This is a genomic window from Chromobacterium vaccinii (assembly GCF_000971335.1).
Classification (GTDB): Bacteria; Pseudomonadota; Gammaproteobacteria; order Burkholderiales; family Chromobacteriaceae; genus Chromobacterium; species Chromobacterium vaccinii.
Window position 1 is genome coordinate 1 of sequence record NZ_JZJL01000006.1, and the last position, 14,811, is coordinate 14,811.

Below are 14,811 nucleotides of genomic sequence, written 5' to 3' on the forward strand. Positions count from 1 at the left end.
CGGCCACCGGCGCGGCGATCGGCGGCCTGCTGGGCGCGGGCGGCGGCTATCTGTGGTCGCAGCACATGCAGAAGCAGAAGGAAGCGATGGAGCAGGCGACCAAGGGCACCGGCATCGGCGTGAGCCAGACCGCCGACAACCGCCTGAAGCTCAACATCCCCGCCGACGCCTCGTTCGCCACCAACAGCTACGCCTTGCGTCCCAGCCTGAAGCCGGTGCTGGACAAGCTGGCCGCCACGCTGCAGCAGAACCCGGTGACCTCGGTCAACATCATCGGCCATACCGACAACACCGGCAGTGACGCGATCAACAACCCGCTGTCGGTCAACCGCGCCAAGGCGACGCAAAGCTACATCGCGTCCCGCGGCGTGGACATCAACCGCATCGGCGTGGACGGCCGCGGCTCGCGCGAACCGGTGGCCGACAACGGCACCGTGTCCGGCCGCGCGATGAACCGCCGCGTGGAGATCTTCGTGGCCGAACCGGCGCAGCCGCAGAAGTAAGCGCGGACGGCGAAACGAAACAAGGGCGGCTCCCGATCGGGTGGCCGCCCTTGTCGCATTCAGGCTGGGGGAGGTTAGAACGTGGCGTCTATCAAGCGCCGCACTTCGGCCTCGTCCCATTGCTGTTGCGATACCTTCAGGTAGGCGACGCGGTCGGCCAGCACCACGGCGGCTTCGTGCACGCCGGACACGCCGGCCAGCTCGCGCGACAGCGCCTCGGCGTCGCCCTGCCACGATTCGCCGATATGCAGCATCACCGAGCGCACCGCCTTGGGCGGCTGCATGCCCAGCGACCAGATCAGCCACGACAGCATCAGCAGGGTGGTGAAGCCGAACACGCCGGCCGGGCCGTAATGGCTGTACAGCCAGCCGCCAGCGGCCGCGCCCAGGAACAGGCCGAACGACTGCGAGGTGTTGTAGACGCCGATGGCGGTGCCTTTGGCATCGGCCGGGGCGATCTTGGAGATCAGCGACGGCAGCGTAGCCTCCAGGATGTTGAAGGCGATGAAGTACAGGGACAGCCAGCCGACGATCTGCCAGAAGCTGTCCAGCGCCAGCGCCATGCCCAGCTGTGCGGCGGTCATCAGCGCGATGGCGCCGACGAACACCGGCTTCAGCCGCGCTTTCTTTTCGCCATAGATGATGGCCGGCACCATCAGGATGAAGCCGATCACCGTCACCGGCAGATACACCTGCCAGTGCTGGGACTTGTCCAGGTGCGCGGTCTTGATCAGCGCGAAGGGCACGGTGACGAACATCGCCATCTGCGCCGCGTGCAGCGCGAAGATGCCGTAGTTGAGCCGCAGCAGCTGGCCGTCCTTCATCACCGCCGGCAGCCGCTTGGCGTTGGCCTCGGTGTCGGAGTGGAAGCGGGATTGCGTCGGGTCCGGAATGACCAGCCACACGCCGATCAGCGCCGCCAGCGACAGGAAGCCGGTGAGGGCGAAGATGCCGTTGACGCCGATGTACTTGGCCAGCAGCGGGCCCAGCACCAGGCTGGCCGCGAAAGTGGTGCCGATGGACATGCCTATCATCGCCATCGCCTTGGTGCGGTTTTCTTCGCGGGTGAGGTCGGCCAGCAGCGCGGTGATGGCGGCGGAGATGGCGCCGGCACCCTGGATCACGCGGCCCACGGTCAGGGTGGCGATGTCGTGCGCGCCGGCGGCGACGAAGCTGCCGATGGCGAACAACAGCAGGCCGCCGTAAATCACCTTCTTGCGGCCGATGCGGTCGGACAGCATGCCCAGCGGCAGCTGCAGGATGGCCTGGGTCAGGCCGTAGCTGCCCAGCGCGATGCCGATCAGCGTGTGGTTGTCGGCGCCTTGCAGAGTTTTGGCGTAGATCGCGAAGACGGGCAGAATCAGGAACATGCCCAGCATGCGCAGGGCGTAGATACCGGCCAGCCCCAGGCTGGCCCGCAATTCAGTGGCATTCATGCGGTGAGATTTCGGTTTTGCGTATCTGGGTTTTAACGACCGCGCCGCGCAAACGGATGACGCGTTTGCACGGTCATTGCACGGACAAGTGGAGCCGTCCCGGCCAAGTCGGGTATATTAACAGGTTCCCTGACGACGGTGAGTAACAGCTTCTTATGGACAGCATCCGCATCCGTGGCGCCCGCACCCACAATTTGAAGAACGTCAACCTGGACTTGCCGCGCAACCAGTTGATCGTGATTACCGGCTTGTCCGGCTCCGGAAAGTCCTCGCTGGCCTTTGACACGCTGTACGCCGAAGGCCAGCGCCGCTACGTCGAGAGCCTGTCGGCCTACGCGCGGCAGTTTCTGCAATTGATGGAAAAACCGGACGTGGACCTGATCGAAGGCCTGTCGCCGGCGATCTCCATCGAGCAGAAGGCCACCAGCCACAACCCGCGCTCCACCGTCGGCACCGTCACCGAGATCCACGACTACCTGCGCCTGCTGTTCGCCCGCGTCGGCGATCCGCATTGCCCCGAGCACAACGTGCCGCTGTCCAGCCAGACCGTCAGCCAGATGGTGGACCACGTGCTGGCGCTGCCGGAAGAAACGCGGATGATGATCCTGGCGCCGGTCATCGTCGGCCGCAAGGGCGAAAACCTGGACCTGTTCGACGACCTGCGCGCGCAGGGCTTCGTCCGCGTGCGGGTGGACGGCGAGGTGTACGAGCTGGACGCGGTGCCCAAGCTCGACAAGAACAAGAAGCACACCGTCGAGGTGGTGATAGACCGCCTCAAGGTGCGCGCCGACATGCAGCAGCGGCTGGCCGAGAGCTTCGAGACCGCGTTGCGCCACGCCGAAGGCCGCGCCATCGCCGTGGAAATGGATGGCGGCAAGGAGCACTGGTTCTCCGCCAAATTCGCCTGCCCGGTGTGCAGCTACAGCCTGCCGGAGCTGGAGCCGCGGCTGTTCTCGTTCAACAACCCGATGGGCGCCTGCCCCAAGTGCGACGGCCTGGGCGAGATCACCTTCTTCGATCCCAAGCGCGTGGTCGCGCATCCAGAGCTTTCCCTCGCGTCCGGCGCGATCAAGGGCTGGGACAAGCGCAACCAGTTCTACTATCAGATGCTGCTGGCGCTGGGCGAGCACTACGCTTTCTCGGTCAATGACTTGGCCTTCGACGACTTGCCGGAGAAGGTCAAGCACGTGGTGCTGCACGGCTCCGGCCGCGACAGCATCGAATTCAGCTACATGTCGGAGAAGGGCACCAAGTTCACCCGCGCCCATCCGTTCGAGGGCATCATCCCCAATCTGGAGCGCCGCTACCGCGAAACCGACTCCATGGCGGTGCGCGAGGAGCTGGCCAAGTATCAGAACAACCAGGCCTGCCCGCACTGCAGCGGTTCCCGGCTGCGGCTGGAGGCGCGCCACGTGTTCATCGGCACGCGCACGCTGCATGAGATCAACCAACTGCCGCTGAAGGAAACGGCGGACTTCTTCGAGGGATTGGAATTCACCGGCCAGAAACAGGCGGTGGCGGAGAAGATCGTCAAGGAAATCCGCGAGCGGGTGTCCTTCCTCAACAACGTGGGCCTGGATTACCTGAACCTGTCCCGCTCCGCCGACACCCTGTCCGGCGGCGAGGCGCAGCGCATCCGGCTGGCCAGCCAGATCGGCTCCGGCCTGACCGGCGTGATGTACGTGCTGGATGAGCCGTCCATCGGCCTGCACCAGCGCGACAACGACCGCCTGCTGGGCACGCTGAAGCGCCTGCGCGATCTGGGCAACAGCGTGATCGTGGTGGAGCATGACGAAGACGCCATCCGCGAGGCCGACTACCTGGTGGACATGGGACCCGGCGCCGGCGAGCACGGCGGCGAAGTGCTGGTTGCCGGCACGCCGGCCGACGTGGCGGCCAGCGAGAATTCTGTCACCGGCGCCTTCCTGTCCGGCCGCCGCAAGATCGCGCTGCCGGGCGGCCGCCGCGAGCTCTCCGAGGAGCGCATGCTGCAGCTGATCGGCGCCACCGGCAACAACCTGAAGGACGTGACGCTGAACCTGCCGCTGGGCGGCCTGGTGTGCATCACCGGCGTGTCCGGCTCCGGCAAGTCCACGCTGATCAACGACACGCTGTACAAGATCGCCGCGCGCGATCTGAACGGCGCCAGCGAGGAGCCGTCGCCGTACCGCGAGATCAAGGGACTGGACCAGCTGGACAAGGTGATCAACGTCGACCAGAGCCCGATCGGCCGCACGCCGCGCTCCAACCCGGCCACCTACACCGGCCTGTTCACGCCGATACGCGAGCTGTTCTCCGGCGTGCCGCTGGCGCGCGAGCGCGGCTACGGTCCGGGCCGCTTCTCGTTCAACGTCAAGGGCGGCCGCTGCGAGGCCTGCCAGGGCGACGGCGTGATCAAGGTGGAGATGCATTTCCTGCCGGATATCTACGTGCCCTGCGACGTTTGCCACGGCAAGCGCTACAACCGCGAGACGCTGGAAGTGCAGTACAAGGGCAAGAGCATCCAGGAAGTGCTGGAGATGACGGTGGAGCAGGCCCTGGAGTTCTTCGCCGTGGTGCCGCCGGTGGCCAGGAAGCTGAAAACGCTGATGGACGTGGGCCTGGGCTACATCCGCCTGGGCCAGAGCGCCACCACGCTGTCCGGCGGCGAGGCGCAGCGGGTGAAGCTGGGCCTGGAACTCTCCAAGCGCGACACCGGCCGAACCCTGTATATTCTGGACGAACCGACCACCGGCCTGCATTTTCACGACATCGACCTGTTGCTGCAGGTGCTGCACCGCCTGCGCGAGAGCGGCAACACGGTGGTGGTGATCGAGCACAATCTGGACGTGGTGAAAACCGCGGACTGGCTGATCGACCTGGGGCCGGAAGGCGGCGCCGGCGGCGGCCAGATCATCGCCAGCGGCACGCCGGAACAAGTGGCGGCCAATCCGGTCAGCCATACCGGACGCTATCTGGCGCCGCTGCTGGAACGAGACAAGAAATAAAACCAAGGCGCCGGCTTGTCCGGCGGCAAACCACAGCACATCAAGAGGTAGGCATGCTGAGCTTAGGCAAGATCGATCACATCCACATCCGCGTCAAGGACGTGGCCGTCGCGCTGAAATGGTACCAGCGGGTGCTGGGCATGGTTCCCGACGCGCGCTACAAGACCGACGGCGAGCACAACAACGCCATGCTGGCCAACGCCAGCGGCAATGTGCGCCTGGCCATCAGCGAGGACGCGGACGCGGCGCCGTCCGACGCCCAGGGCGCGGTCGCCTTCGTGGTGAGCGGCCAGGAGTTCGTCGAGTGGATAGACCAGCTGGCCGGCGAGCGCGTCACCAATCGCGAAGGCCAGACCATCGCCCGCGATTCGGTGCACGACCACCGCTTCTTCTGCGCGCTGTCCTTCGTCGATCCGTTCGGCAATCCGTACGAGATCGTCAGCTACGACCACACCTGGCTGGTCGGCAAGCTGAAGCTGGGCGGCCAGTTGGCCGTTTGATCCGAGTCGTTCAAGACACCCGCCGCGAGCGGGTGTTTTTTCATTGGAGCAGGCCATGGCGCACTATCTGGTCGATAACCCTTCCCCGGAGCAGGTGGCGGCGCTGCCGGGGCTGACGTTGCTGGAGTTCGGCGTGGACTGGTGCCCGCATTGCCAGGGCGCGCAGCCGCTGCTGGCGCAATATCTGTCCGCGTATCCGCGACTGCGCCATCTGGCGGTGGAAGACGGCAAGGGCAGGCGGCTGGGGCGGCTGTACGGCGTCAAGCTGTGGCCCAGCTTCATCCTGCTGCGCGACGGCGTCGAGATCGGCCGCGCGGTCCGGCCGCAAAGCCTGGACGATCTGGAGGCGCTGCCGGCTGGCGCGTAAACGGTTTTGACGCCGGCTTTGCGCGGATGGCCTCCGCTTTTAGCCGGTTTTTAAGCGTATTTGGATATCTTGCATGTCCGTCCCGCCAAAGGGCGTCGCAAGGGGCGATGCCCGGCCTGGGCATGGTCTGGAGATATCCATGTTTGAAAAAGGCAAAAGCTACACCCGCGAGGAAATCCGCGCGGAGGTCGGCGGCAACAAGCATTCCTTCCTGCCGCGCCACAAGGGCAGGGTGGTGGCCGCCTGCCTGCGTCCGGATCTGAACCCGGACGCGCCCGAAGTGATCCTGTGCAATTCCTGCCCGCCGGAGCGCGCGGCCGGCGAGCAACTGGCCAGCCAGGGCGGGGCGATCCCGGTATTCCTGAAACAGGGCGCGGACAGCTGGACATACCAGGGCCTGTTCCGCGTGGCGGACAGCGAGACCCATCCGGACGTTTGCGCGCCGCATGCCGCGCGCAGCGCCTGGACCCGGGGTCAGATCAAGCGGGTGTTGAGGATGGCGAAGCAGGGCTAGCGCCGGCAGGCCGGCGCGGCTTGTCGGGACGGATCGGATGCTTTGGGCGTTCGATCCGCCGCCAGGCTCAGGCTTGCGGCTTGGCGCCCAGCCGCCACAGGCTGGTGATTTCGGCCCGGCGCGCCACGCTCAGGCCGTCGGTCTGCTCTACCGCTTTCTTGTGGCTGGGTTTGATGTCCAGCCTGCCCAGCACGGCGAGGCCGGCCTGGTCTATCCATTGCAGCAGTTGCTCGCGCGAGCGCAGGCCCAGGTGTTCGGCCAGGTCGGACAGGATCAGCCAGCCTTCGCCGCCGGGCAGCAGGTGCGCCGCCAGGCCGTCCAGGTAGCCGCGCAGCATGGCGCTGTCCGGGTCGTAGACCGCGTATTCGATCGCGGAGCTGGGTTTGGCCGGCAGCCAGGGCGGGTTGCATATCGCCAGCTGCGCCCGCCCTTCCGGGAACAGATCGGCGCGCCGCAACTCCACCTGGCCGTCCAGCCGCAGGCGTTGCAGATTGTCGGCGGCGCAGGCCAGCGCGCGCTCGTCCTGGTCGGTGGCGACGACGCGGGCCACGCCGCGCTTGGCCAGCAGCGCCGCCAGCACGCCGCTGCCGGTGCCGATGTCGAAGGCCAGCTCGGCGCCCGGCAGCGGGGCCTCGGCCGCCAGGTCGACGTATTCGCCGCGAATCGGCGCGAACACGCCGTAGTGCGGATGGATGCGCGCGTCCAGCGCCTTCACTTCCACGCCTTTCTTGCGCCATTCGTGCGCGCCGATCAGGCCCAGCAGCTCGCGCAGCGACACCAGCGACGCTTCGCCGCCCTCGCCGTAGGCTTCCCGGCAGGCCCGGCGCAAGTCGGGCGCGCGGCGCAGCGGGATGGCGTAGTCGGCGTCCAGCGGCAGCACCAGCCGCGACAGGATCTGCGCGCGGCGTCCCTGGGCCTGGCGGTGCAGGTGGAACGATTCCAGCGGCGTGGCGCCGGTTTTGGCGCCCTTGCGGTCCACGCGCCGCGCCAATGCCTGCAGCAGCTGGCGGGCGTTCTGGTAGTCGCCGCGCCACAGCAGGGTGCCGCCTTCGCAGGCCAGCTTGTAGGCGGCGTCGGCGGACAGGCTGTCGTCGGCGATCACGATGCGCTTGGGCGGCGGCAGGCCGGCTTCGGAGCGCCAGCGGGCGCTGCGCTCGGCGCCGTCTTCCTGCCAGTGGGCGATGGGGTGCGCTGGGGCGGCGGGCTGCGGAGTCTGGGTCATGTCGTGCGTCGGATAAGGTTGGCCAAGGGCGGAGCCGCGTCTGCGCAGGGCCAATGGGCTGCGACTCGCCGCGAGGCGGCGGGCTTTGGAGTGCGGGACTGCGGGGAAGGGCTGAATGGTAAACGCAACGGGGCCATCCGTCATCTGGAAAACGCGCCGGTCCGCGCGGGCGGTCCGGCGCGGCGAGGGGGCTTATTTCAGCTTGATGCCCCAGTTGTCTTCCACGCAGCGCTGGTAGTTGCCGGCCTGCAGCGCGCTGTACGGCGTCTGGTAGCTGACCAACTGGCACTGGTAGTCGTGCTGCCACTGCCAGTCTTTTTCCCAGTAGATGTTGTAGGCGGCGGAGCTGGCGGAGGTGAAGCGCTGCATATTGGCGCAGGACAGCTGTTCGTTGCCGTAGTCCCAGCCCAGATCGTGGGCGAACTGCTTGTAGTAGTCGATGCGGTTCTGCGCGGCCTGGCGCTCGGTGCCGCCGCCGCATTCGCCGTTGATGATCTGGATGGTGGTGGCGAAGTTGTTGCCGGCGCCGGCGGCTTTGTCGGCGGCGTTGGGCACCCAGGTGCCATCGAGAACGTGCAGCATGGAGGGCTTGGGCGGCTGCGGATAGACGAAGAAGAAGGTGGCGGAGGCGAGGTTGAGCCAGGTGCTGGCCACCAGGTCCGGGTTTTGCAGCAGCACCGATTGGTCGCCGTTGTTCATCGCCTGCGAGAAGGGGCCGTAGTTGTAGTTGTACGACAGCTGCTTGGCGCCGCGGCCATAGTATTTCTTCCAGCTGCCGTCCGCGTTCTTGCCGCAGGTCCACACCTTGTTGAACACCGGATCGTTGCACTCGGTGTTGTAGCCGCAGGCGCTGCCGCTGTCGGTGCAGCCCATCTCGCGCAGGTAGGCCAGGCCCTGGCGCCATTGCGGCACGGTGTCGCTGGCGTCGTGGTTGCCGGTTTCCTGGCCGAAGTGGGCGAACATGGTGGCCAGGCTGTGGCGGCAGATGGCGTCGGCGTCGCGGCCGTCGCTGTAGTCGTCGCAGACGCCGGGGAATTTGGCTACCGCCTGCAGAAAGCGGGTGTAAGTGTAGCTGGCGTCGCGGCGGCTGAAGTAGTAATCCCATTTGGCAGACGGCAGCAACCGCTCGACGCGGCGCACATTGGCCGGGTTGGCGGCGCGGCCGGGGGCCACTTGCTCCACCTGGTCGTTGGGCAGGGTGCGGATGGACGCCTTCACTTTGCGGAAGAAGTCGTTGTTGGTGAGGTCGGCTTCATGTTGCAGCGCTTGCTGCAGGGTGGGAATGGGCGGCGCGGCGTCATCCAGCTTGCGCAAGGTTCCGCCGACATGGGCAACCCACGATCCCTTGGGGTTGGCGCCCGGGGTTTCGCCGCGGGTCGGCCATTTGGCCTGCCAGTCGCGGCCCTGCCATTGGACGGTCTGGCCTTTCTGGTAGGCGGCGCCGGCGTTCCATGGAGCGGCGAGCGCGGAGCCCGTCAGCAGCGACAGGACAAGGGATGCGAATAATTTCATATCGGTTCCTCGATGGTGGGGCATGCCGGATGGCACGTAATACCACTATGGAACCAATATGAAGTATGTCAAATGCAAATCAATGCCGCTAGTTCAATCCGCAGAGGAAGCGCCAAGCGGCGAGGGGCCAGAGCCGAAGCTGGCCGATGCGGAGCGCACAGGGCCGAAAAAACGGCCGCAGGCGCTCAGCGGCGGTGGTGCGACGGACGCGGGCCGGCACCGGGGTTGGCGGTCGGGTGGCGGAAGTTGATGCGGCCTTTGGTCAGATCGTACGGCGACATTTCCACGGTGACGCGGTCGCCCAGCAGCACGCGGATGCGGTGCATCTTCATCTTGCCGGAGCCGTAGGCCAGGATCTCCATATTGTTGTCCAGTCTCACGCGAAAGCGCGACTCGGGCAGCATTTCGATGACGACGCCTTCCAGTTCGATCATGTCTTCCTTGGACATAGCGTTTCCTTTCTCATACGGTAATGAAATGGCTCCGCGCGGCTGTCGGTTCGACTGCCGCGGCGAGGCGTTTTAGCTTCAGTTCGGTGACCTTGCGGGATGGGCGCTAGGCGGGCCCAAGAGGCGAGGCTAAGCGTCGGGCCGCGCGGGGCTCGACAGCTGAAATCCAGAGGCAAGCCGGTATTGTACCGCCAAGCGGGCAGACTGGTCAGCTGTTTTGTTCTCATCGCGGAAAAAAGCGCTCAGTTCGCGCCCGCAAGCTGCGCGCCGGCCAGCTGCCCCACGCGCACCAGTGCGGCCAGATAGCGTTCGTCCAGCGGGTAGCAGCAGGACAGCCGCATCGCGTTGCGGTAGCGGCCGCCGGGCGAGCTGAGCGGGCCGGGAATCAGGCTGATCTTCTCGGCCATCGCGGCGTGGAACAGCGCCACGCTGTCGCAGCCTTCGGGCAGCTCCAGCCAGATCAGGAAGCCGCCTTGCGGCTGGGTGGCGCGGGTGCCGGCCGGAAAGTGGCGGGCGATCAGGCCGCGCACTTTTTCCACGTGGGCGGCGTAGCGGCGCTTCAGCGTGCGCAGATGGTGGTCGTAGCCGCCGGACTCAAGAAACGCGCCCAGGGTCTCGGCCAGCACCGCCGGCTGCGCCACCGACGAGGCGAACTTCAGCTTGCGCAGCGCCGCGCCGAAGCGGCCGCCTTCCATCCAGCCGATGCGGAAATCCGGCGCCAGCGTCTTGGTGTAGCTGGCGCAGACGATGATCCAGCCGTCGTTGTCGAAGGACTTCACCGCCGGCGCCAGCGTGTCGGAAAACTGCAGCTCGGCGTACAGCGCGTCCTCGATCAGCGGCACCTTATGCTGGTTGACCAGCCGCGCCAGCCGCTTCTTGTTCTCCAGCGGCATGCAGCAGCCCAGCGGATTGTGGACGTTGGGCATGGCCACCAGCGCCTGGATGCGCCCCTCGGCCAGCAGCACCTCCACCGCGTCTATCGACAGCCCGGTCTGCGGGTCGGTGGGAATTTCCACCGCCTTCAGCCCCAGGCTGGCCAATAGCGGCAGCAGATTGAAGTAGGTGGGCGACTCCAGGCCCACCGCGTCGCCGTGGCGAGTGACCGCGCGCAGCGCCAGTTGCAGCGCCTCCATGCAGCCGTGGGTGAGGATGATGTCGTCCGGCTGCAGCGTCATGCCCAGGTCCATGCCGCGGCGGGCGATCTGGGTGCGCAGCTTCTCCGGGCCGGGCGGCAGCGCGTAGGTGCTGACCATGCCGGGCTGGCGGCGCAGGATCTGGCCCATCAGCCGCGCCAGCTTGTTGCCGGGGTAGAAATCGCCGCCGCGCGGGCAGGCCAGGGCCAGATCGATGAAGCCTTCGGTCTGCTGCGCCTGCAGCACGGTGCCGATCAGGTCCAGCACCGCGTGCTTGGTCGGCGAGGCCGGGCTGCTCTGGGTGCCGGCCTGCCTGGCCGGTGACGGCAGCCGCGCGCGCACGTAATAGCCGGATTGCGGCCGCGCCTCGATCAGGCCGCGGTCTTCCAGCACGCGGTAGGCGCTGACTACGGTGTTGAGGCTGAGCTGGCGATTGTGCGCGGTGCGCCGCACCGACGGCAGCCGCGACCCCGGCGGCAGCGTGCCGCGGCTGATCGCCAGCGACAGATCGTCTGCCAACTGCTGGTAAAGGGTGGAGGCGCTGTTCTGCATCGTCGGCTTTCGGCGGGGGAGAAGTACAACGCTCATCATAGTGGATGGTAACAGTTGCTGAAAAGATCAATCTGTAACCAGATCAATAATGGATTTTTGAATCTGTATCCATAAGGACGGTCCGCATAGCATGTGGGAGTGGGCAAGGGCTTGTCGCCGCTTGCCGTTTTGCCGGAGAACCGCCATGCCAGAATTCGCCTTGCTGTCCTATGTCGCCCTGATGTCCATCACCCCGGGCCCCAACAACCTGATGCTGGCCTCGTCCGGCGTCAATTTCGGCTTCCGCCGCACGGTGCCGCACATGCTGGGCATCAGCCTGGGCTGCGCGTTGCAGGTATTCATCGTCGCGATGCTGCTGGCGCAGATGCTGGGCTGGCTCAGCGCCTGGCGGTTGCCGCTGGCGGTGGCCGGCTGCGTCTACCTGTTGTGGCTGTCGTGGCAGATCGCCCGCTCCGGCCAGCCCGAGGCGCGCGAGCAGGCTCGGCCGCTGGGCTTTGTCGGCGCGGCCTTGTTCCAGTGGCTGAACCCCAAGGCCTGGGTGATGGTGCTGAACGCGTCCATCCTGTTCATGCCGGCAGGCGAGGGCGGCCGCTGGCTGGCGGCCTCGCTGCTGGCGCTGGCCTTCGCGGTGGTCAATCTGCCCTGCATCAGCGTGTGGGCCTGGGGCGGAGAAAAGCTGCGCCGCTGGCTGGCCGCGCCGCGCGCCTTGCTGGTTTACAACCTGACGATGGGCGCGCTGATGGCCGTCACCGCGGTGTGGCTGCTCTACGACGAACTGACGCCGGCGCTCGCCCAGATGGCATGATGTCCTTTTTTGGCAGGCGCTTGTCCGCTCGCGGCCTTATTTCCTCGCGCTATCCGCCTTACGATGCTGTCCATATCCACACCGCCGGGAGAGGCGAAATGAAAAAGACCGCATTGTTGGTGATCGACGTCCAGGATTCCTTTCTTCACCGTCCGTACTGGGAAGAGAGCGAACTTCCCGCCTATCGCGAGGCCCAGCTCCGCTTGATCGCCGGCGCCGAGGCGCGCGGGGTGCCGGTCGTCAACATCTTCCATACCGATGACGATGCATCGTTCCGGATCGAGTCCGGGCTGGTCAAGCCGCAGTCCTGGCTGACGCACAAGCCGGTGGCGTCTTTCGTCAAACGCGTGCACAACGCGCTGACCGACTCCGGGCTGAAAGATTGGCTGGAGCGGCGAGACATCCGCCGCTTGGTCATCTCCGGCATCCGCACCGAGCAGTGCTGCGAGACCACCACCCGCGTGGCGTCCGATCTGGGCTACGAGGTGGACTTCGTCACTGAGGCGACGCTGACTTTCCCGATGACGCATGCCGGCAACGGCGTGGTTTACAGCGCCGCCGACATCCGCGCCCGCACCGAGCTGGTGCTGGCCGGACGCTTCGCCACCATCGTCACGGTGGAGCAGGCGCTGCGCCGGATGGAAGGCTGATCTGGAGCGCCGGGCCGCGCTTGCGGCTCGGCATGTCCATGGAATAGAGTGGTGCGAATAGTCATAACAAGGTGAAACCATGCCCGCAGATACGAGCAACACCCCGCCCGACGGCCTGCCGGCTTATCGGCTGCTGACCGGACCTGACGATTCCGTCTTCTGCAAGCGGGTCAGCGAAGCGCTGGCGCTGGGCTACCGGCTGTACGGCTCGCCGGCGGCCACTTTCAACGGCGAGCGGGTGATCGTCGCGCAGGCGGTGTTGTGGCCGGGGAGCGACCATGCCGCTGGCTGACATGATGCAGGCGCTGGCCATCGTGCTGGTCTGGGGCGTGAATTTCGTGGTGATCAAATGGGGCGTGGCCGGCGTGCCGCCGCTGTTGCTGGGCGCGCTGCGCTTCGCGCTGGTGGCGCTGCCGGCGGTGTTCATCGTCAAGCGGCCGGCGCTGCCGTGGCGTTACCTGGCGCTGTATGGGCTGACGGTGGGAGTGGGGCAGTTCGGCTGTCTGTTCACCGCGATCAAGCTTGGCATGCCGGCTGGCCTCGCCTCGGTGGTGCTGCAGTCGCAAGCTTTCTTCACCTTGTTGCTGGCCCGGGTCTTCCTGGGCGAGCGCTGGCAGGCCAGCCAATTGGCGGGGCTGGCGCTGGCCTTGGGCGGCCTGGCGCTGATAGGCATGGGCAAGGGCGGCAATATGACGGCGCTTGGCTTCGGCCTGACCATCGCCGCGGCCACCAGTTGGGCGGCATCCAACATCGTGGTGCGCGCGATCGGCCGCGACGGCTTCAAAGTGGAGCCGCTGGGGCTGGTGATCTGGTCCAGCCTGGCGCCGCCTATTCCTTTCTTGCTGCTGTCGTGGCAGCTGGAAGGCGGCGAACGCATCGCGGCGGCGCTGCGCGGCTTCGACGGACAGTCGCTGTTCGCCGTCGCCTACCTGGCCTTTGTCGCCACCATGTTCGGCTATGGCTTGTGGAGCCGCCTGCTGGCGCGGCATGCGGCGGCCAAGGTGGCGCCGTTCTCCCTGCTGGTGCCGGTGGTGGGGCTGCTGGCTTCGCACTGGTTGCTGGGCGAGAGCCTGACCGCCCCGCAACTGGCCGGCAGCGGGCTGCTGATGGCCGGATTGCTGGCGACGGTGTTCGGCGGCAGGCTGCTGGCCTTGGCCGCTTCCTGGAGAACCAGCCGTGCGTGACGTTTATTTCGTGCTGTCGCCCAACGTCTTGCTGCTGGATCTGGCCGGGCCGGCCGACGCCCTCCGCCTGGCGGGGCTGCGGGGCGCGGATTTTCGTCTGCATTACGTCGGCGCGTCGGAAGCGGTGGATACTTCGCTGGGCCTGCCGCTGGGCGGCCTGGCGCCGTTGCCGGACCAGCTGCCGGAGGGAGCGGTGGTGGTGGCGCCGGGCTCGACGCCGTCCATCGAGGCCTATGCCCGGCCGGAAGCGAGGCGCATCGTCGCCTGGCTGGCCGAGCGCCGGCGCCAGCCGGGCGTCCGCTGGGCCGGCGTCTGCTCCGGCAGCCTGCTGCTGGCGGAGGCCGGGGTGTTCGACGGCCGCGCCTGCACCAGCCACCATACGCTGCTGGAGCGGCTGCGCGCGCTGGCGCCGGCGGCCCGGGTGCAGGAGAACCGAGTGTTCGTCGCCGATGGCCCGTGCTACAGCAGCGCCGGCATCACCGCCGGCATCGATCTGGCGCTGCATCTGATCGCCGATTTGGCCGACCCCGCGATCGCCCGCGCGGTGGCGCGCGAGATGGTGGTGTATTTCCGCCGCTCGCCGCAGGACCCGGAGCTGTCGCCATGGCTGGCCTGGCGCAACCATCTGCACCCGGCGCTGCACCGGGCCCAGGACTTGATCTGCGCCGACCCGGTGCGGGACTGGCCGCTGGACGAGCTGGCCGCCAAGGTCCACGTCAGCGCGCGCCACCTGTCCCGGCTGTTTCGCGATCAGGCCGGCGTTTCAGCGCACGATTACCACCGAGCATTGCGGCTGGCGCTGGCCCAGCAGTGGCGCTCGGCCGGCCTGGGCAAGGAGAAGGCGGCGCTGTCGGCCGGTTTTTCCTCGGCCAGACAGATGAGCCGGGCCGCCGCCGTGCATGACTGAGAGGCTCCGCATGCCGTCCGCTTCTCAAGTTTCATCAGTTATTGCCGATGTTTCAGGTTGACGAGCTCCGGGAATGGTTCATACCATTCC

15 protein-coding genes are annotated in these 14,811 nt (G+C 66.9%); 10 read left to right on the plus strand and 5 right to left on the minus strand.

Features of this window, described 5'->3' with window-relative positions:
- The coding region (locus VL52_RS04220) for a YiaD family glycine zipper/OmpA-like lipoprotein (protein WP_046155873.1) at positions 1-503 on the plus strand (503 nt) is incomplete at its 5' end.
- A gap of 74 nt (positions 504-577) precedes the next feature.
- Here the strand turns inward: VL52_RS04220 and VL52_RS04225 are convergent.
- The gene (locus VL52_RS04225) at positions 578-1,939 is read right to left on the minus strand and encodes an MFS transporter (RefSeq protein WP_046155874.1); all 1,362 of its coding nucleotides are present in this window, start codon (positions 1,937-1,939) and stop codon (positions 578-580) included.
- Between the two features lie 155 nt (positions 1,940-2,094).
- Between VL52_RS04225 and uvrA the strand changes: the two genes are divergently transcribed.
- The 4 genes from uvrA (at position 2,095) to VL52_RS04245 (ending at position 6,307) form a co-directional block, all read left to right on the plus strand.
- Positions 2,095-4,926: an excinuclease ABC subunit UvrA gene (uvrA, locus tag VL52_RS04230; RefSeq protein ID WP_046155875.1), complete on the plus strand. Its 2,832-nt coding sequence runs from the start codon at positions 2,095-2,097 to the stop codon at positions 4,924-4,926.
- 53 nt (positions 4,927-4,979) lie between these two features.
- Complete coding sequence (locus tag VL52_RS04235; protein WP_046155876.1) at positions 4,980-5,426, plus strand: VOC family protein; 447 nt, start codon at positions 4,980-4,982, stop codon at positions 5,424-5,426.
- Positions 5,427-5,481: 55 nt separating this feature from the next.
- The gene (locus VL52_RS04240) at positions 5,482-5,793 is read left to right on the plus strand and encodes a thioredoxin family protein (protein ID WP_046155877.1); all 312 of its coding nucleotides are present in this window, start codon (positions 5,482-5,484) and stop codon (positions 5,791-5,793) included.
- Between the two features lie 139 nt (positions 5,794-5,932).
- Positions 5,933-6,307 carry a hypothetical protein gene (locus VL52_RS04245; protein WP_046155878.1) on the plus strand — a complete coding sequence of 125 codons (375 nt, stop codon included), beginning with the start codon at positions 5,933-5,935 and terminating at the stop codon, positions 6,305-6,307.
- Positions 6,308-6,374: 67 nt separating this feature from the next.
- On the opposite strand, the gene VL52_RS04250 is transcribed toward VL52_RS04245, so the two are convergent.
- From VL52_RS04250 to VL52_RS04265, 4 genes are all read right to left on the minus strand, one after another.
- The gene (locus VL52_RS04250) at positions 6,375-7,529 is read right to left on the minus strand and encodes a methyltransferase (protein ID WP_082113616.1); all 1,155 of its coding nucleotides are present in this window, start codon (positions 7,527-7,529) and stop codon (positions 6,375-6,377) included.
- Positions 7,530-7,721: 192 nt separating this feature from the next.
- Positions 7,722-9,041: a glycoside hydrolase family 19 protein gene (locus VL52_RS04255; RefSeq protein ID WP_046155879.1), complete on the minus strand. Its 1,320-nt coding sequence runs from the start codon at positions 9,039-9,041 to the stop codon at positions 7,722-7,724.
- A 185-nt stretch (positions 9,042-9,226) separates the two neighbouring features.
- A complete protein-coding gene (gene infA, locus VL52_RS04260) occupies positions 9,227-9,490 on the minus strand; it encodes a translation initiation factor IF-1 (RefSeq protein ID WP_021478917.1) in 264 nt (87 codons plus the stop codon).
- A 242-nt stretch (positions 9,491-9,732) separates the two neighbouring features.
- Entirely contained in the window at positions 9,733-11,175 is a 1,443-nt protein-coding gene (locus tag VL52_RS04265) for an aminotransferase-like domain-containing protein (RefSeq protein ID WP_046155880.1), read from the minus strand.
- A 184-nt stretch (positions 11,176-11,359) separates the two neighbouring features.
- Between VL52_RS04265 and VL52_RS04270 the strand changes: the two genes are divergently transcribed.
- From VL52_RS04270 to VL52_RS04290, 5 genes are all read left to right on the plus strand, one after another.
- Positions 11,360-11,980 carry a LysE family translocator gene (locus VL52_RS04270; RefSeq protein ID WP_046155881.1) on the plus strand — a complete coding sequence of 207 codons (621 nt, stop codon included), beginning with the start codon at positions 11,360-11,362 and terminating at the stop codon, positions 11,978-11,980.
- Between the two features lie 98 nt (positions 11,981-12,078).
- The gene (locus VL52_RS04275; protein WP_046155882.1) at positions 12,079-12,630 is read left to right on the plus strand and encodes an isochorismatase family protein; all 552 of its coding nucleotides are present in this window, start codon (positions 12,079-12,081) and stop codon (positions 12,628-12,630) included.
- Between the two features lie 79 nt (positions 12,631-12,709).
- A complete protein-coding gene (locus VL52_RS04280; protein ID WP_046155883.1) occupies positions 12,710-12,922 on the plus strand; it encodes a DUF1737 domain-containing protein in 213 nt (70 codons plus the stop codon).
- Positions 12,909-13,814 carry an EamA family transporter gene (locus VL52_RS04285; RefSeq protein ID WP_046155884.1) on the plus strand — a complete coding sequence of 302 codons (906 nt, stop codon included), beginning with the start codon at positions 12,909-12,911 and terminating at the stop codon, positions 13,812-13,814. Before VL52_RS04280 ends, VL52_RS04285 begins: the two co-directional genes overlap by 14 nt.
- Positions 13,807-14,721, plus strand: coding sequence for a GlxA family transcriptional regulator (locus tag VL52_RS04290; protein ID WP_046155885.1), 915 nt, complete (start codon positions 13,807-13,809; stop codon positions 14,719-14,721). Before VL52_RS04285 ends, VL52_RS04290 begins: the two co-directional genes overlap by 8 nt.
- The last annotated feature ends 90 nt before the right edge of the window (positions 14,722-14,811 follow it).